This window comes from Streptomyces sp. NPDC090108 (assembly GCF_044747185.1).
Classification (GTDB): domain Bacteria; phylum Actinomycetota; class Actinomycetes; order Streptomycetales; family Streptomycetaceae; genus Streptomyces.
In genome coordinates this window covers 175,692-191,995 of record NZ_JBIVDQ010000004.1, presented here as the reverse complement: position 1 = coordinate 191,995, position 16,304 = coordinate 175,692, and the positions used below count along the sequence as shown (strand labels likewise).

Below are 16,304 nucleotides of genomic sequence, written 5' to 3'. Positions count from 1 at the left end.
ATGTCGACCTGGACGCAGGCGGTAAAATAGCAGGTCAGAAGGGCTTTCAAGTCTCGCATGAGGGCCAGCGGGCGCCCGGAGCGTGGTCGGCGTCCAGGACGCGGCGGAGGAGCTCCGGCCACGGCCGGCCCCCTGCCCGGTGGTGGCCGTTGCGGGGCGCGGGCTCACGAGTCGGCGGGCACCTTGTCGAGGAAGCCGCGGACATCGCGGATGCGGCCGTCGGCGTCCAGGACCACGACGTCGAAGCCGATCGCCACGGGCCCGGCGCCCTCCGGACCGAGCCCCCAACGGAACCGCAGCTGGCCGTGGTGGGCGTCCGGCTCTCCGAGGGGCGTGAAGACGCAGCCCGGGAACTGCTGCCGCACCCCGTCGATCAAGGCGGTGAGCCGGGCGTGGCCGGCGATCTCGGCCAGCGGGTCGGTGTAGGTCACGTCGGCGGCCCAGTGCTCGGCGAGGAGCTTGGCCAACTGCTCGCCCTCGGAGTTCCACGTGGCCAGGTATGCCTCGACGACAGCGTGCGCATTCATGTCGAACCTCCGGACGGATCAGGTGCGTTGACGGCTCCACAGTGGACGGACACCGCACGTCGCGCCATGACCTGTGAGGTCATGGCGAGCGCGCCGAACCGATCTACGCTACCGGTATGAGCACCGCTGCCGCGGACACCCGCGAGGTCGGCCCCCGGTTGCGCACCTGGCGGGTACGGCGCCACTTCAGCCAGCAGGACCTGTCCGATCGCTCTTCGGTCTCCACCCGGCATCTGAGCCGTGTGGAGACCGGCAGGGCCCATCCGACGCCGGAGATGATCCTGCACCTGGCGGACTGTCTCGACGTCCCGCTCCGGGAGAGGAACCGGCTCCTGCTGGCGGGCGGGTACGCCCCTCGGTACCAGGACGGCGGCCTGGACGGCGCATCGGTCGCGGTCGTGATGGAGGGACTGCGGCAACTGCTCGACGCACACCTTCCCTACCCGGCCCTGCTGCTGGACGACTACTGGGACGTCATCGACTACAACGCCGGGGTCGACGCCCTGCTGGCGGGGTGCGCGGCGGAGTTGCTGGAACCCCCGGTCAACGTCGTCCGGCTGTGCCTGCACCGCGAGGGGCTGGCGCCGCGGATCGGCAATTTCGACCAGTGGGCGTCACATCTTCTCCATCAGATCACCCACCGCGCCGAGCGCACCCACGACCCGCGCCACCTCGCCCTGGCCGAGGAGGCCAGGGTGCACCTCGCCGGCACCCGCCCGACCGCACCGACCGGCAGCCCGGTCCTCACCCTGGAACTCGCTGCCGCCGACGGTCACCCGCTGCGTTTCTTCAGCACCTCGGCCCAGCTCACCGCCCCCACCGATGCCGCTCTGGAGGGGGTGCGGATGGAGACCTTTCTCCCGGCCGACGCGTCCACCCGGGAGCGGTTCGTCCGACTGTCCCGCACGACGCCCCAGCGCGCCCCCGCCGGAGAGTGACGCCCCGGCACCGGGCCGTCCCCACGCAGACGGGTGCCGGCCTTGGGGAGCCGCCGGTGTCCTGCGTGACCACCCGGAGGCGGCCCGGAGCCGGCCCGTGTCTACAGGTTCCGGGTGGGGCGGAACTCGTGCTCCGGCAGAGGGAACCTGTCCCAGAGAACCTCGGAACGGACTTCCCCGGTGAGGACGGCGGTCAGAAAGCGGGTGACCGTCATGTCGTAGCGCTCCCAGTCCTCCGTCGACGCGCTGTTGATCAGGATGGGGCGGGTGTCCGGGTCGTCGCCGGGACGCACGAGCCAGTACAGGTACTCACCGTTGTCGGTGGTGGCCCAACAGATCAGGCGGTTCCCCGGAGTTTCCATCTCCTCGGGCCTGTCCCCGTACTCCCACAGGGAGTCGTTCGCCTCCTCGCGCTCCGCGGAGATCTTGAGGAGGTCGTAGACGTCGTTGGGGCAGCCCGGCTCGAGCAGCAGGAGGTAGTTGTCCACGGTGCCGGCTCCGTAGGTCTCGATGAGCGCCTTGAAGTCGGCGGGGACAGCGGTGCGCAGCGCGGTCTCGGCGGCGGTCCAGTCAGGGGCGGGAATGTCGCCCCGGGGCGGGGTGAGCACGTCCGTGAGCCGGGTAAGTTCGGGAGTCATGTGAGAGATCCTTTCGTCACCGCTTGCAATTCCAGGTGGTGACGATGTTGGTTCCCTCGCCGTCGCTGCCGTGCGGGCGCATCTGGAATCCGTTGTTGCCGTGAGCCTCGATGGTCACGCCGAGGGGGATCTTCGCATGGTCGTCAGCGTAGATGGCTCTGACGCTGTACTGGATGATCTCGCCGCTCCGTGCGGCGTTGCGCACTTGCAGTTCGACCTGGCGCATGACGGGTGAGTTGGCGTAGCTGTGCATGGTGACGAAGTTGCGGCGGTCCTTGTTGGAACCTCCGATCATGGCTGCCGGCAGGTGAGCACGGTTGTATCCCTTGTCCGGCTCCCAGCCGGCCCGATCTTAGGGGCGGTCTTCCCCCCGAGCATGTCGTCGGTGATGGTGGCGTGCATGGAGGTGGCACGGTCGTGCGGGCCGAGGGGGCCGTACTGCACCCGGCCGCCCCAGCCGACGTCGCTCTCGTCGCAAGGGGTGAGACCCAGCGGGTCGCTGAGCGAGTGCGGGTTGTCCACGTAGGCAAGGGGATTGGGCGACGGCAGCAGTCCGAGCGGGTCCGGGGTGAGGTAGCGGCCGGACTCGGGGTCGTAGTGGCGGAAGTAGTTGTGGTGCAGACCTGTCTCGGGGTCGTAGTACTGGCCCGGGAACCGCAGCGGGGTGTAGGCGGTCGCGTCCTTGTTCCACGTGGTGGCGCCCCAGAGGGTGGCGCGGGTGCGCCGGGCGACCGTGCCCGCCTCGTCGATCAGTTCGGTGGGCGTGCCGATCTGATCGGTGACGATGGCGAAGAAGCGCTGGTCGATGACGTCCTGGGGCGTGGCCGCGTGCGCCTTGGACTCGGTCTGCGAAACCGGTGTGTGACCGTCGTGGTCCCAGGTGAGTGTCACCAGTTCCGGGGAGCCGTGGCTGTGGACGGTCTGCTCGCACAGCGTGGTGCCGTCCCAGGTGAAGGTGGTGCGTTCGAGGACGGTGACCCCGTCGGCGGCCATGCGCAGCTTTGCCGTGCGCCGGCCGAGCGGGTCGTGGGTGTACTGCCAGCGGGTGCCGTCCGGGGTGGTGACGGCGGTCAGCTGGCCGTCGGTGTTCCATGCGTAGCGCCAGGTGTCCGGCTTGCGTGACAGGCGGGTTCGCCGGCGCAGCACGATGCGGCCGAGCGTGTCGTGTTCATAGCGGACGTGGCCGGCGCGGGTGAGGCGCGTTCCGGTGTGGTCGCGGGTGCCGGTGGCGCGCGATGGCGAGTCGGCTCAGCCCGTCCGCTGGCGTCCGGAGTGCAGCTCGTTCAGCATCTGCTGCTGATGGCGGTGGCCGATCGTCTCGTATCCGATCACGGTGACGAAGGGGGCGAGCATGACCACGAGCAGGCACACCGCGACGGAGACCCCCGCGGCCGACAGCAGTGTCGCTGTGGCCAGCACGACGAGGGTAAGAGCGATGAGCAAGAGGTGGAACCGGTCTGTCGCCGACAGGAGCAAGGTGTGAAGCAGGTAGACCATGAGCAGATAGAGACCGGCCGGGAGAGCCAGGGAAAGCACCACGGCGGTTCCACCGAGATGCGCGTGGTGTTCCATGTACAGACCGGCCACGTGCAGCCCCGCTCCGACACCCGCAATGCCGATGAAGACGGGGATGTGCCCGTAGCCGAAGAGGTATCCGCGCTTGCGGCGGTGCACGAGGATGTCGCCGAAGGGGGTGGCGAAGTAGACCCACCACATCCCGAAGGTCAGTCCGACGCCGGCGATGACGACGGCGACGGCGTTGCCGGTCCACTGCATTCCGTTCGCGCCTCCGAGAAGATCACCCGAAGAGGCTGCGGTGCCGACCACGCTCTCTCCCAGCACGATGATCGCGAACAGGCTGTAACGCTCGGCAACATGGTGCGGATGCCAGGGCGTGCTGTCAGCCCCGCCTTGAGTGAGCATCGGCAGCAGCAGCTCCAGGGTTCCGATCACGACGACGGACATGATCACCGCCGGGAGCGGTAGATGTACGAATCCCACCACGGTCCAACCGACTTGGGCGATCAAGGTCCAGAGGATGTTCGCCCTGGCCACCTTGCGAAACGATTGGGACTCCCGGGACACGCGCCACCATTGGAGCACCACTGCGACGCGCATCACGATGTAACCGAGGACCATCGCCCGCAGTTCCAGGTGGTCGCCTTCTTCGACGGAGTGGAACATCGCAGGGATGCCGAGCGCGAAGACGACGACCCCAATCATCTGCACTATCGTCAGTGCCCGGTAGAGCCAGTCGTCTGTGCCGAACGCGGAGGCGAACCAGCTGAAGCTGACCCAGGCGACGCTGATCGCGAACATGGCGAGGAGAAACGCACCGACAGCCTGTGCGGGATGCCCGTCGGCGAGCAGTTCAGCGTACTGGGAGGCCGCAGTGCCGACCGCGACGACGAACGTCAGGTCGAACAATAGCTCCAGCGGTGTGGCGACCCGGTGAGCCTCCTCAGGGTCGCGTCCGGTCATCGGCATAAGCCGGTGCAGGGGTTTACCTCTGCCTGTGCTGCTGGTGCTTCGGGATTCGCTATTGCGCATCATGTTCCCCTGAGGAGACTTCGGACGTCTCGGCCTGCGATCGTGCGGGTAGGGACAGGGCGGCGGCCGCGAGCGGCGGCGGTGGACAGCGTCGACGCGCCGTGCGAGTGACCTCCCGGGGCTATGGCGGGGGCCCGGGGGCGTCACACGGTCTCGACCCAGAGGTCCCTCGCGTACGTCCACAGGTCCTGGGTAGTACCGCCGGATCCTGAAGGACTGCGGCCTCGCTCTAGCCGGCCGGCGCCCGCCGCCGCGTGCGAGGAGTGGCAGAGGGCGGCAGCGCCATCAGGCGACGTCGCCGCCCACAGCACGTCAAGGCCCTGTGACGGATCCCGTGTCGGCCGACGTCCACAGTGGTGGAGGGGGGCCGGGTCAGGTCGCGTTCGGCTGTCCGGCCTGCCGTGTCCTCGGGCAGTCACGCCGACGATGGACTTGGTCTCCAGGTACTCACCGATGCCGAAGTCGGCCCACCCGCGGCCGTTGCCCGGGGGAACACCTCCCGCGCCGCGCGGACCGCCCGGTCGGCGTCCGCGCCGCCTCCCAGGACGATGCGGCCGCTGGGCCGGCCAGTGGCCGGGGCGGTCAGCTCCTGGACCGTGCCGCCTTCCGGCGCGGTCCACTCACCGTTGATGTACAGATGCTGCGCCTCACGCATGGCAGGGGTCCTTGTCCAATGAGGGCTGCGCCCCGGCCCGCACATGTGTGGGCCGGGGCAGACGCACGCCGGTCAGGCGCTGTGCGGCGTGAACACGCCGCGGAAGCGCATCTTGCCCGAGGCGAGACGCTCATATGCCTCGGTGGCGTTGTCCAGCGAGAAGGTCTCGGTGATCGGCTTGACCTTGCCCTTGGCCGCAAGGTCAAGTACCTCGGCCAGGTAGTGCTGGCCACCGTGGGTGGAGCCGATGACCTGCTGGCGCATCATGTGGAACGGGATGCCCTCGGAGGAGATGGAGAACGGCCGGGAGAAGTCCAGACCGCTCAGGACGACACGGCCGTCGGGCCGCAGGCCGGCCATCGCCTCTTCCGCCGCGCCGAAGGCGTTGGTGGTGATGAGCAGGACATCCGCCCCGCCCAGTTCGTGCAGCTCCTTGCCGTTGGCGACGACGTGGTCGGCGCCCAGTTGGATGGCCAGATCGTGCTTGTCTGGAGAGTGCGTGACCGCGATGGTCTCGAAGCCGGACGCCTTGGCCAGCTGCAGGGCTACGTGCCCCAGCCCGCCGATGCCCACAACGGCGATCTTCTCGTGCGGCTGCGGCGAGGCATCCCGCAGGCCGCTCCACGTGGTGTAGCCGGCACACATCATCGGCGCCGCGTCTTCGTAGGCCAGGCCGTCGGGCAGCAGCACCGTGCCCTCAGCCGAAATCGCAATGTACTCCGCGTGGCCGCCCTGCGCCGCGAAGCCGGTAGTCCGCGGCGCGACGCAGTTCATCGCGGTCTGGCCGGTCAGCGGCCGGTTCTCACGGCAGTAGTCGCACCGGCCACACGCCGACTGCACCCAGGTGGTGCCGACCCGGTCACCGACCTGACGGGTGTGCACGCCCGCGCCTACCTCAACGATCTCACCGACGACCTCGTGACCAGGGGTCTGCGGGTAGATGTCCCCGCCGTAGCCCTGCGTGGCCCACACGTCGGTGAAACACATGCCCGACGCGTGGACCTTCACCAGTACCTGACCGGGCTCGGCCACCGGGGTCGGGACCTCCTGGACTTCCCACGGCTGGTTCGCCCCGGTCATCACAACAGCCTTCATGATCTCGCTCCTAGCTTGCAGTTAAACGGCGCGGAAGCGGCCTGTCGCGGGATCCGCGCTCGGATCGGAGGGACTCGGGATCCCTGACCATCAGAGGTAACCATCTGGATAGATACACCGTAACGCAGAACACCACAGCCATCAATAACCAGATAGTTACCTCGATGCTGCGAAGGGACACCGCCCCAGCACGTCACCCGGCGCGCCGTCGGGTGAGGCCGAACGGCGCGCCCCCACCTGGGCGGGCGTGCTGCCCTCTCGACCAGCCAGACCACGCACATGCCCTGCACCGGCCCACCGCCGTCCGCCGTCCGCCGTCCGCCCATGGTGAGCCTCACTATCCGTGTAGTTACCAAACGGACTAGTCTTTACGCATGCCACCGGACGCCACTGCCACCAAAAAGCGCCTACTCAAAGCCGCGCACAACGAGTTTGCCCAGTTCGGGCTGGCGGGCGCCCGCGTAGACCGCATAGCCGAGGCCGCCCAGGCGAACAAGCGCCTGATCTACGTCCACTTCGGCAACAAGAACGACCTTTTCGACCTCGTCGTCGCCAACAGCCTGGCGGACCTCGCCAAGGCCGTCCCCTTCACCGCCGAAGACCTCCCCGGCTACGCAGGCAACCTCTTCGACTACCTCCTGGACCATCCCCAGGTCCTACGCCTCACCGGCTGGGCCCAACTGGAGCGCCCCGACGCTTCGCCAGCACAAGTGGATGCCTACAGACCCAAGATCGAGGCCATCTCCAGCGCCCAACAGCAAGACATCGTCACCAAGACGGTCACCCCCGCCGACGTCCTGGCCCTCCTGCTCGCACTGACTACCGCGTGGGCCTACGCCTCCCCCGCCCTGCGATCACTGGCAGACCAACCACCATGGGATCGGGAACGCCTACAGATCCACCGCGCCGCGATGATCGCCGCGGTGCAAGCACTCACCACGCTGCCTCCGTCCACCAGTCAGAACAAGAACACGGAAGAGGCGCGGCACACTGCTCATCGGTGAGCGTGTCCATGCTGCGGACCCACTGATAGGCCCCCTCTCTTCTCCTTATCAGTTGAGCAGGACATGCCCGGCGAGGAGGCAGCCGCTACAGCCAGAGCGGAAAGACCATTTGGGCCGAACAGTGCCTCACCACAGCCGTCGGGCTTCATACGGAGGATTGAGCCAGTCGTCGTAACAGCTGATCATGGAGGTGTTACCGGGGAAGGCCGGCGGGGTGGATGAAGACGTTGACGGGGCGGCTGACGATGCTTTCGCCGGGACGGCCTTCGAGCGGACGGCGGGGGAGATCGAACGGGAGCTACCCTGCGGCGGCGACGCCCAGGAAGCGTAGCCCGAGCAGCGACGCGGGGGCAGGCGCCGCTGACCGTCGAACTCGGGCAGCGCAGTGGGTAGGCGACGCCGGGGTCGAGGGCATACTCAAGGGCGGTGTCTACAGACGTGCGCAGGCCCCTGGGAATTGCGTCCCGGGGGGGGGCTGCGCAGTCGGTATTCGGTTAGCTGATCACGGCCCCGTCGTCGGGTTCAAGCCGGGTGGTCATGCGTCGGCGTGCGATGAACAGGGTGAGCGCGCCGGCTGTGATGAGGAGGCCCACGCTCGCGGCGATCCACGGTGTGGCGTCGGCTCCGGTGTGGGCGAGGGAACCTCGGGGTGTCTGCGGCGTGTCGTCGCTGGGCGGTGCCGCGGCAGCGGTGGATCCGGCTCCGCTGCCCCGAGGCTCGACTTTGCGCTCGTAGCGGCGGTGCAGTCGCCGGCATCCGGCAAGCCAGGACATCGTGCGCTCCACGGTCCACCGGTGACGGCCCAGACGCTTCGAGGACTCGATACCCCTGCGCGCGATGCGGTGGCCGATGCGGTGGCCGATGCCGCGCTTGCGTAACCAACGCCGCAGGTGGTCGTAGTCGTATCCCTTGTCGGCGTGGAGCTTTGCCGGTCTGCGTCGTCGGGGTCCGCGCCGTGATCGGATCGGCGGTATCCCCTTCACCAGCGGAATAAGCGCCTGACTGTCATGGAGGTCAGCCCCGGAGACTGCGACGGACAGGCGCAGACCGGTCCGCTCGGTGATCAGGTGGATCTTCGAGCCGTACTTGCCTCGATCGACAGGATTCGGACCCGTCAGCTCCCCCTTTTCAGGGCTCGCATGTTCACCGAGTCGATCGCGCAACGGGACCAGTCCAACTCCCCGCGAGAGCCGCGTTCGTCGAGGACCAGGCGGTGGAGTTTGGCCCAGTTCCGCGGCGTCCTGCGAGGTCGCATCGGCCTGGCACGGTTGCCGACGCGGCCGCGCTGGCAGAGCCGCACAGCCACGCCGGACGCGACCTGCTGATGTGACGGACCTTCAGAACGAGCGTCATACGAGCGCCAGAAGCCCAAGGAACGAACGGACACGACCTACACCGCTGCCGCTAGAGCCGCCCGAATCCGCAGGTCAGGCGGCTCTCACCAGCGATCACCACCGTCCACCCGTTGGACGAGCGAAAACAGATCGAGTAGCCGACGACTACAGCAAACCCGCAGGTCACGCGTCCTACTTCACCGGCTCCAGAATCGCCACGCACTCCACATGATGCGTCATCGGGAACAGATCGAACGCCCGCAGCGTCCGCACCCGGTACCCGTTGTCGCCGAAGTACTTGAGGTCGCGGGCCAGCGCGGCGGGGTCGCAGGCGACGTAGGCGATGCGGCGGGCGCCCAGCGTGGTGATGTGTTCGACCGTCTTCTTGCCGGCGCCCGCGCGGGGCGGGTCCAGGACGATGAGGTCGACCTCGGTGATGCCGGTGCGGGGCAGGACGGACTCGACCTTGCCCTGCTCGATGCGGACGCGCGGGAAGCCGGCCAGGTTGTGGCGGGCGTCCTCCACCGCGCGCTTGCCGGACTCGATGCCCAGCACCGCGCCCTTCTCGCCCAGGCGGTCGGCGAGGGCGCCCGCGAAGAGGCCGACGCCGCAGTAGAGGTCGAGGGCCATCTCGCCCTTGCGGGGCAGCAGGCCCTGCATGACGGCCTTGACCAGGGTGTCCGCGGCCTTCGGGTGGACCTGCCAGAAGCCGCCGCTGCCCACCCGGTACGTGTGGTCGTCGGCACGCTCACGCACGAACGCGCGGCCGTGCACACGGTGGATGCCGCCGTCGTTCTCGTCCACGCGCATGACGGAGACCGGCTTGTCGAGCTCGACGAGCGGCAGCCTCGCGCCGGGGCGCGGCTCCAGGATGACCATGCGGTCCTGGGATCCCGTCGCGGCGATCGCCTCCACGGAGGCCATGCCGGCCCAGTCCCGCTCCTCGATGCCGAGCTCGCTGACGCCGGGCGCCGCGATCATGCAGTGGTCGATCGGCTCGACCTCGTGCGAGCGGTGGCGGCGCAGGCCGGCGTTGCCGTCGGCGTCGACCGCGTACTGGACGCGGGTGCGCCACTGCGGGACCTCGCCGGCGGGCAGCTTGTCGCCCTCGGCCGGCATGACGGTGCCGTCCCAGCCGGCCTCCTCGGGGGTGAGGCCCGCCAGGCGCTGGAGCTGCTCGGCGAGCACCTCGCCCTTCAGGCGGCGCTGGGCGCCTGGCTTGGCGTGCTGCCAGTCGCAGCCGCCGCAGCGGCCCGGGCCGGCGAAGGGGCACGGGGCCTCGACGCGGTCCTTGGAGGCGTCCAGGATGCGCACCGCGTCGGCGCGCAGGAAGCGCGAGCCCTCCTCGCCCTCCGTCACACGGGCCACGACCCGCTCGCCCGGCAGCGTGTGCCGGACGAACAGGACCTGCCCCTCGGCGGTGCGGGCGATGCAGTGGCCGCCGTGGGCGACGGGGCCGATCTCGACCTCGTACTCCTCGCCCACCAGAGACTTCGTCGGTTCTGCCTGCATGGTGGGGTGACTCCAGATCGGGGAGAGAGAGCGGGAGGGACGGGAGGGCTGCGGACGTGCGTTCCGTGGCGTCCCGTGCGGTTCCATGACGTCCCGAGACGGTCCGAGACGTTCCGTGGATCGTACGGGCCTCGGAACGAACAGCTCGCAGGCCGTACGGGCCACAGCACCACGACCCATGCGGACCACAGCGCCCCAGCCCAAGCGGACCGCAGCTCCACGTCCCATACGGATCACAGCCCGTACGGACCGCGGAAACGCGGGAGGCCGCAGCCGGTGCGCCGACAACAGCCCACCAGTCTACGGCCTCTTCCGACCGGGTCGGTCCCGCGACCAGATCAGTCCTTGCCGGCCGACGCCTTCGGGCGGACCGTCGCCGGGCCGCGCCGGACGGCGCCCGGTGCGCTCCAGTCCTGCCGCCTGCGGGCCCGGTTGCGGGCCGCTTCCGAGGAGGCGAGCTGGTAGGGCACGGAGGTCACCATGACGCCCGGGGTGAAGAGCAGGCGGCCCTTCAGGCGCAGGGCGCTCTGGTTGTGCAGCAGGTGCTCGTACCAGTGGCCGACCACGTACTCGGGGATGATCACCGAGACGGCGTCGCGCGGGGACTCCTTGCGCAGGCCCTTGACGTACTCGATGATCGGCCGCGTGATCTCGCGGTAGGGCGAGTCCAGGACCTTCAGCGGTACGTCGATGCCGCGCCGCTCCCACTCCTCGCGCAGCACCTTGGTCTCGGCCGGGTCGACGTTGACCGTGAGCGCCTCCAGGGTGTCCGAGCGCATCAGCTTGGCGTAGGCCAGGGCGCGCAGGGTGGGGCGGTGGATCTTGGAGATGAGGACGACGGAGTGGACCCGGGAGGGGCGCACGCTGTCGTCGCTGGGGCCCTCGGGGGCCGCGATCTCCTCGGCCACGCGGTCGTAGTGCTTCCGGATCGCGGTCATCGTCGCGTAGAAGATGCACATGCCCAGCAGGGCGACCCAGGCGCCGTGCGTGAACTTGGTGACCAGGACGACGACCAGGACCAGGCCCGTGAAGAAGGCACCGAAGGCGTTGATCGCGCGCGAGCGGACCATGTGGCGGCGCTTGGCCGGGTCCCGCTCGGTGGCCAGATGGCGGTTCCAGTGCTTGACCATGCCGGTCTGGCTGAGCGTGAAGGACACGAACACGCCGACGATGTAGAGCTGGATCAGGCGGGTGGAGTCGGCCCCGTAGATGATCACGAGCAGCATCGCGGCGCCCGCGAGGAGCACGATGCCGTTGGAGAAGGCCAGGCGGTCGCCTCGGGTGTGCAGCTGGCGCGGCAGGTAGCGGTCCTGGGCCAGGATCGAGCCGAGCAGCGGGAAGCCGTTGTACGCGGTGTTCGCCGCGAGGAAGAGCACCAGGGCGGTGGCCGCCGCGAGCACGATGAACAGGAAGCTGCCCTTACCGAAGACCGCCTCGGCGACCTGGGAGATCACCGGGTTCTGGACGTATCCGGAACCGATCGGGCTGCCGTGGCGGAGCAGGTCGGTGGCCGGGTTCTCGGCCATGCGGACCTTGGTCGTCATGGCGAGGGCGATGATGCCGCAGAACATGGTCACGGCCAGCAGGCCCATCATCGCGAGCGTGGTCGCCGCGTTCTTGGACTTGGGCTTGCGGAAGGCGGGGACGCCGTTGGAGATCGCCTCGACGCCGGTGAGCGCGGCGCAGCCGGAGGAGAAGGCGCGGAGCAGCAGGAAGACGAGGGCGAAGCCGGCGAGGCCCTGGTGTTCCGCCCTGATGTGGAAGTCGGCGGTCGGCGCGCGCATGGTGTCGCCGAGGACCAGGCCGCGGAAGGCGCCCCAGGCGATCATGATGAAGACGCCGGCGACGAAGACGTAGGTCGGGATCGCGAAGAGCGAGCCGGACTCCTTCACGCCGCGCAGGTTCATCAGGGTCAGCAGGACGATCACCGCGACCGCGCAGAGCACCTTGTGCTCGACGACGAACGGGACCGCGGAGCCGAGGTTCTCGATGCCGGAGGCGATGGAGACGGCGACGGTGAGGACGTAGTCGACGAGCAGGGCGCTGGCGACGGTCAGACCGGCCTTGGGCCCCAGGTTGGTGGTGGCCACCTCGTAGTCGCCACCGCCGCTCGGGTAGGCGTGGACGTTCTGCCGGTACGAGGCGACCACCGTGAACATCAGCACGACGACCGCGACGGCGATCCAGGGGCTGAAGTGGTAGGCCGACACACCCGCGATGGACAGGACCAGCAGGACCTCGCCAGGCGCGTATGCGACGGAGGACAGCGGGTCGGAGGCGAAGACGGGTAGGGCGATGCGCTTCGGCAGGAGCGTTTCGCCCAGCCGGTCACTGCGCAGTGCGCGCCCGATCAGGATCCGTTTGGGCACGTCGGTCAGTTTGGACACGACAGAGGATCGTAAGGGTTCGAACAGGCTGCCGCCCACCCTCCCCCGCTCCCGACTTCGCCGGAGGGGGGCGTGCGGGGCCGCGATCTGCCTCACGAGTGAATTCAGGGGCGCGCGGAAGTACGGATTCCGTGGTCCGCGCGCCCTCCGTGCCTAGATGGCAGACCCCGCCTGTCCACGCACTTCGGAGGTTCCATGCCCGCGACCGCAGAGCTGATCGGGGCCGTGGTCGCCCTCGTCGGCCTCGGAATCCTGACCCTGTGCAGCGTGCGCAGCATCACTCGGCGCGCGGCGTGCGAAGTATCACTCGAGGAGGGGAGCCACGGGTGAGGCCGCGGGTGGACGACCACCCCTGGACGAGGCGGGCGGCACGCCCGGACTCGGCGGACGCCAGGCCCGGATACTGCGGACGCCACGCCCGGATGCGGCGGACGGCCACGCCCGGATACGGCGGACGGCCACGCCCCGCAGGCCGCGGACCCGCGCCACACCCGAAGAGCGCGGACCCGCGCCACCCCCGGAGATCGCGGAGGGCCACCGCCCACGGAGGTCCCGCACCGGCGCCGCCCGCACGGCACGCCCCCAGGTCACGGCTGCGCATCGATGACGCGGGCCGTGGGCGGGCGCCGGCACCGGGGTCCACGCACGGGCCCCGGCCGTGCGGCCTCGTGCGAGTGACGGATCCAGCACGGGCGGGACACGCGCCGGCGGTGCGGGGCGCGGGTGAACACCCGCGGCAGGCACCGCGGGTGAGGGTCCCGGGGGAAGCCGGGGGCGGACGGGCCGCGGAGCGCGCGGGGGCGCCCGGAGCGGGCCGCGCTGAGCGCCGGGCGCGCGTCAACCGCTCACGGCCGCGGTAAACCCCTGCCCGGGGGGTGCTCAGCCCGGAGCGGTCGTGTGTAGCTTTGGGCGTCGGTCTGAGACCCTGAGGCCGAGCAGTAACTTTTGGACACCGGAAGGACGGTCGTGCACATCGTCATCATGGGCTGCGGAAGAGTGGGATCCGCTCTTGCCCAGACCCTGGAGCAACAGGGACACACGGTCGCCGTGATCGACCAGGACCCCACCGCCTTCCGGCGCCTGGGCCCGGGATTCGGCGGCCGCCGGGTCACCGGGGTCGGCTTCGACCAGGACACCCTGCGCGAGGCGGGCATCGAGGAGGCCGGCGCCTTCGCCGCCGTCTCCAGTGGCGACAACTCCAACATCATCTCCGCCCGTGTGGCCCGCGAGATGTTCGGTGTGGAGAACGTGGCCGCCCGCATCTACGACCCCCGCCGCGCCGAGGTCTACCAGCGTCTGGGCATCCCCACGGTGGCGACCGTCCGCTGGACCGCGGACCAGATGCTGCGCCGTCTGCTGCCCTCCGGTGCCGAGCCGCTGTGGCGCGACCCCACCGGTGGCGTCCAGCTCGCCGAGGTGCACGCCTCCGCCAAGTGGGTCGGCCACAAGATCAGCAAGCTCCAGGAGGAGACGGGCGTCCGCGTGGCGTTCCTGACCCGTCTGGGCGAGGCCGTGCTGCCCACCTCGCAGACGGTGCTGCAGGAGGGCGACCTCGTGCACGTGATGATGCGCGCGGACGACGTGGAGAAGGTCGAGGCGGCGTTCGCCGGGGGCCCCGAAGAGGAGAGCGGTCACTGATGAGGGTCGCCATTGCCGGAGCCGGCGCCGTCGGCCGCTCGATCGCGGGCGAGCTGCTGGAGAACGGCCACGAGGTCCTGCTGATCGACAAGGCGCCCACCGCCATCTCGGTGGAGCGGGTGCCCCAGGCGGAGTGGCTGCTCGCCGACGCCTGTGAGATCACCTCCCTGGACGAGGCGGCGCTCCAGCGCTGCAACGTCGTCATCGCCGCGACCGGCGACGACAAGGTCAACCTGGTGGTCTCGCTGCTCGCCAAGACGGAGTACGGCGTCCCGCGCGTCGTCGCCCGCGTCAACAACCCCAAGAACGAGTGGCTGTTCAACGAGTCCTGGGGCGTGGACGTGGCCGTCTCCACCCCGCGCCTGATGTCCGCCCTGGTCGAGGAGGCGGTGAGCGTCGGCGACCTGGTCCGGCTGCTCCGCTTCAGCCACGGTGACGCCAACCTCGTCGAGCTGACCCTGCCCGAGGAGTCGGCCCTGGCCGGCACCCAGGTCGGCGACGTGGAGTGGCCGGAGGACACCTCCCTGGTCACCATCATCCGCGGCACCCGGGTCCTCACTCCCACCAAGGAGGACTCCCTGGAGCCTGGCGACGAGCTGCTGTTCGTGGCCGCCCAGGCCCGCGAGGAGCAGTTGGAGGACCTGCTGTCGGTCCGCCGCGAAGGGTCTTGAGGCCGCGAAGGCTCCTGAACCGGCGCACGGGTCCTGGACCCGGCCGACGGTGACGGACCCGGCCGCGGCCGGTACGACGCGAGGGGCGCCCTTGAAGCCAAGGGCGCCCCTCGCGTCGTAGGAGCGAACAAGTCGGGGGCGCGGTGTACGCGCGCGTCCCTAGGCCCCGCGGCGGTGCCGTCCTCCGGTGGCCTCGCCGCTCTCCGCGGCCTTCCTCTCCCGTTCGGCCTTCTCGGCCTTCTCCGCCTTCTCGGCGGCCTCCATCTCCGCGAACACGTCGATGGGCGCGGGCGCCTTCGCCAGGAAGACCCAGGTCAGCCAGACGGCGAGGAGGAAGGGAGGAATCTTGAGGATGACCAGGACCCAGCCGAGCTGGGTGGTGTCCGCCCACCAGTACAGCGGGAAGAGGATGGCGCACTTGGCCAGCAGGATCAGGCCCCAGGCCCAGCTCGCCTTCGTGTAAGCCTTCTTGCGGCCGGGGTTGCGGGTCCGCCAGGAGAGGTTCTCCTTGAAGACCGGGCCGAGGATCAGGCCGATCAGGGGCACTCCGGCGAGGGTGGTGATGATGTACGCCAGCGCCAGACCCAGCGTGTAGAGCATGCCGGGCAGGTAGAAGTCCTTGGCGTTGCCCGTGAACATGGCGAACACGACGCCGAAGGCCACGCCGAAGACACCGCTGAAGGCGTGCTTCATGGTGTCCCGGCGCACCAGCCGGACCACGACCAGGATCAGGGACACGGCCAGCGCGGCGATCGCCGAGATGTGCAGGTCCTTGTTGATCGTGAAGATCGTGACGAAGAGGAGACCGGGCAGCACCGTCTCGACCATGCCACGGACGCCGCCGAAGGCCTCGAACAGCGCGGCCTCGGTGACCGCACGGGCGTCGCGGGTCTCCTCCGGCTCGGTCTGTCCGGTGTCCTGGGTCGGCTTGTCGAGGGACGTCACCGGCTACTCCCGTCCAAGGGGTCGCAGTTCGTATTTCGGGTTGAACAGCACCCGGCGGCCGCGGCTCATCGAGATCCGGCCCGATGCGATCAGCTTGCGCCCCGGTTCTATGCCCACGATGGAACGCCTGCCCAGCCACACCACGTCCAGCGCGGCGGAGCCGTCGAAGAGTTCGGCCTCCAGGGCCGGGACTCCGGCACGCGGGCGCAGGGTGACCGTGCGCAAGGTACCAGTTACGGTGACGATCTGCCGGTCGTGGCAGTCACCGATGCGGGTGCAGCCGGCGGTCGCGGCGTCCTCCCGCAGTTCCTCGGACTCCAGGTCCTCCTGCGAGGTGGACAGCCGGTCGAGCATGCGCCGGAACCGGCCGGCCGGCTTTTCGGAACGAGGAACAGCGCTCATATCTGAAG

General features: G+C 69.5%; 12 protein-coding genes and 2 pseudogenes. 4 read left to right on the top strand and 10 right to left on the bottom strand.

The window, feature by feature from the left end; all coding sequences use genetic code 11:
* Nucleotides 1-164: 164 nt before the first annotated feature.
* A complete protein-coding gene (locus ACIPRD_RS15935) occupies nucleotides 165-527 on the bottom strand; it encodes a nuclear transport factor 2 family protein (RefSeq protein WP_356406573.1) in 363 nt (120 codons plus the stop codon).
* A 116-nt stretch (nucleotides 528-643) separates the two neighbouring features.
* Between ACIPRD_RS15935 and ACIPRD_RS15930 the strand changes: the two genes are divergently transcribed.
* Nucleotides 644-1,465, top strand: a complete 822-nt coding sequence (locus tag ACIPRD_RS15930; protein WP_401563396.1) for a helix-turn-helix domain-containing protein — start codon at nucleotides 644-646, stop codon at nucleotides 1,463-1,465.
* 101 nt (nucleotides 1,466-1,566) lie between these two features.
* On the opposite strand, the gene ACIPRD_RS15925 is transcribed toward ACIPRD_RS15930, so the two are convergent.
* The 4 genes and pseudogenes from ACIPRD_RS15925 to ACIPRD_RS15910 form a co-directional block, all read right to left on the bottom strand.
* Complete coding sequence (locus ACIPRD_RS15925) at nucleotides 1,567-2,103, bottom strand: SMI1/KNR4 family protein (protein ID WP_401563393.1); 537 nt, start codon at nucleotides 2,101-2,103, stop codon at nucleotides 1,567-1,569.
* 16 nt (nucleotides 2,104-2,119) lie between these two features.
* Nucleotides 2,120-3,339 (bottom strand): annotated as a pseudogene (locus ACIPRD_RS15920) (RHS repeat-associated core domain-containing protein); the annotation flags it as partial.
* Nucleotides 3,340-3,351: 12 nt separating this feature from the next.
* A complete protein-coding gene (locus ACIPRD_RS15915; protein ID WP_401563392.1) occupies nucleotides 3,352-4,584 on the bottom strand; it encodes a low temperature requirement protein A in 1,233 nt (410 codons plus the stop codon).
* A 796-nt stretch (nucleotides 4,585-5,380) separates the two neighbouring features.
* Nucleotides 5,381-6,403, bottom strand: a complete 1,023-nt coding sequence (locus ACIPRD_RS15910) for an alcohol dehydrogenase catalytic domain-containing protein (protein ID WP_356406584.1) — start codon at nucleotides 6,401-6,403, stop codon at nucleotides 5,381-5,383.
* Between the two features lie 374 nt (nucleotides 6,404-6,777).
* Here ACIPRD_RS15910 and ACIPRD_RS15905 point away from each other — a divergent pair, with 374 nt between their 5' ends.
* Entirely contained in the window at nucleotides 6,778-7,407 is a 630-nt protein-coding gene (locus tag ACIPRD_RS15905; protein ID WP_356406587.1) for a TetR family transcriptional regulator, read from the top strand.
* Between the two features lie 716 nt (nucleotides 7,408-8,123).
* On the opposite strand, the pseudogene ACIPRD_RS15900 reads toward ACIPRD_RS15905, so the two are convergent.
* The 3 genes and pseudogenes from ACIPRD_RS15900 to ACIPRD_RS15890 form a co-directional block, all read right to left on the bottom strand.
* A pseudogene (locus tag ACIPRD_RS15900) lies at nucleotides 8,124-8,641 on the bottom strand (IS5 family transposase); the annotation flags it as partial.
* A 292-nt stretch (nucleotides 8,642-8,933) separates the two neighbouring features.
* Nucleotides 8,934-10,253, bottom strand: coding sequence for a class I SAM-dependent RNA methyltransferase (locus tag ACIPRD_RS15895; protein WP_401563389.1), 1,320 nt, complete (start codon nucleotides 10,251-10,253; stop codon nucleotides 8,934-8,936).
* A 338-nt stretch (nucleotides 10,254-10,591) separates the two neighbouring features.
* The gene (locus ACIPRD_RS15890; protein ID WP_356406593.1) at nucleotides 10,592-12,640 is read right to left on the bottom strand and encodes an APC family permease; all 2,049 of its coding nucleotides are present in this window, start codon (nucleotides 12,638-12,640) and stop codon (nucleotides 10,592-10,594) included.
* A gap of 966 nt (nucleotides 12,641-13,606) precedes the next feature.
* On the opposite strand from ACIPRD_RS15890, the gene ACIPRD_RS15885 reads away from it, so the two are divergent.
* Entirely contained in the window at nucleotides 13,607-14,278 is a 672-nt protein-coding gene (locus ACIPRD_RS15885; protein ID WP_356406596.1) for a TrkA family potassium uptake protein, read from the top strand.
* Nucleotides 14,278-14,949, top strand: a complete 672-nt coding sequence (locus tag ACIPRD_RS15880) for a TrkA family potassium uptake protein (RefSeq protein ID WP_356406599.1) — start codon at nucleotides 14,278-14,280, stop codon at nucleotides 14,947-14,949. Before ACIPRD_RS15885 ends, ACIPRD_RS15880 begins: the two co-directional genes overlap by 1 nt.
* 159 nt (nucleotides 14,950-15,108) lie before the next feature.
* Here the strand turns inward: ACIPRD_RS15880 and ACIPRD_RS15875 are convergent, their stop codons facing one another.
* Nucleotides 15,109-15,894 carry a DUF3159 domain-containing protein gene (locus tag ACIPRD_RS15875; protein ID WP_356406602.1) on the bottom strand — a complete coding sequence of 262 codons (786 nt, stop codon included), beginning with the start codon at nucleotides 15,892-15,894 and terminating at the stop codon, nucleotides 15,109-15,111.
* A gap of 3 nt (nucleotides 15,895-15,897) precedes the next feature.
* Entirely contained in the window at nucleotides 15,898-16,296 is a 399-nt protein-coding gene (locus ACIPRD_RS15870; protein ID WP_356406605.1) for an OB-fold nucleic acid binding domain-containing protein, read from the bottom strand.
* Nucleotides 16,297-16,304: the final 8 nt, after the last annotated feature.

Coding starts and splice junctions, on each gene's coding strand:
- ACIPRD_RS15935 (WP_356406573.1), bottom strand. CDS start 527: ATGAATGCGCACGCTGTCGTCGAGGCATACCTGGCCACGTGGAACTCC.
- ACIPRD_RS15930 (WP_401563396.1), top strand. CDS start 644: ATGAGCACCGCTGCCGCGGACACCCGCGAGGTCGGCCCCCGGTTGCGC.
- ACIPRD_RS15925 (WP_401563393.1), bottom strand. CDS start 2,103: ATGACTCCCGAACTTACCCGGCTCACGGACGTGCTCACCCCGCCCCGG.
- ACIPRD_RS15915 (WP_401563392.1), bottom strand. CDS start 4,584: ATGACCGGACGCGACCCTGAGGAGGCTCACCGGGTCGCCACACCGCTG.
- ACIPRD_RS15910 (WP_356406584.1), bottom strand. CDS start 6,403: ATGAAGGCTGTTGTGATGACCGGGGCGAACCAGCCGTGGGAAGTCCAG.
- ACIPRD_RS15905 (WP_356406587.1), top strand. CDS start 6,778: ATGCCACCGGACGCCACTGCCACCAAAAAGCGCCTACTCAAAGCCGCG.
- ACIPRD_RS15895 (WP_401563389.1), bottom strand. CDS start 10,253: ATGCAGGCAGAACCGACGAAGTCTCTGGTGGGCGAGGAGTACGAGGTC.
- ACIPRD_RS15880 (WP_356406599.1), top strand. CDS start 14,278: ATGAGGGTCGCCATTGCCGGAGCCGGCGCCGTCGGCCGCTCGATCGCG.
- ACIPRD_RS15870 (WP_356406605.1), bottom strand. CDS start 16,296: ATGAGCGCTGTTCCTCGTTCCGAAAAGCCGGCCGGCCGGTTCCGGCGC.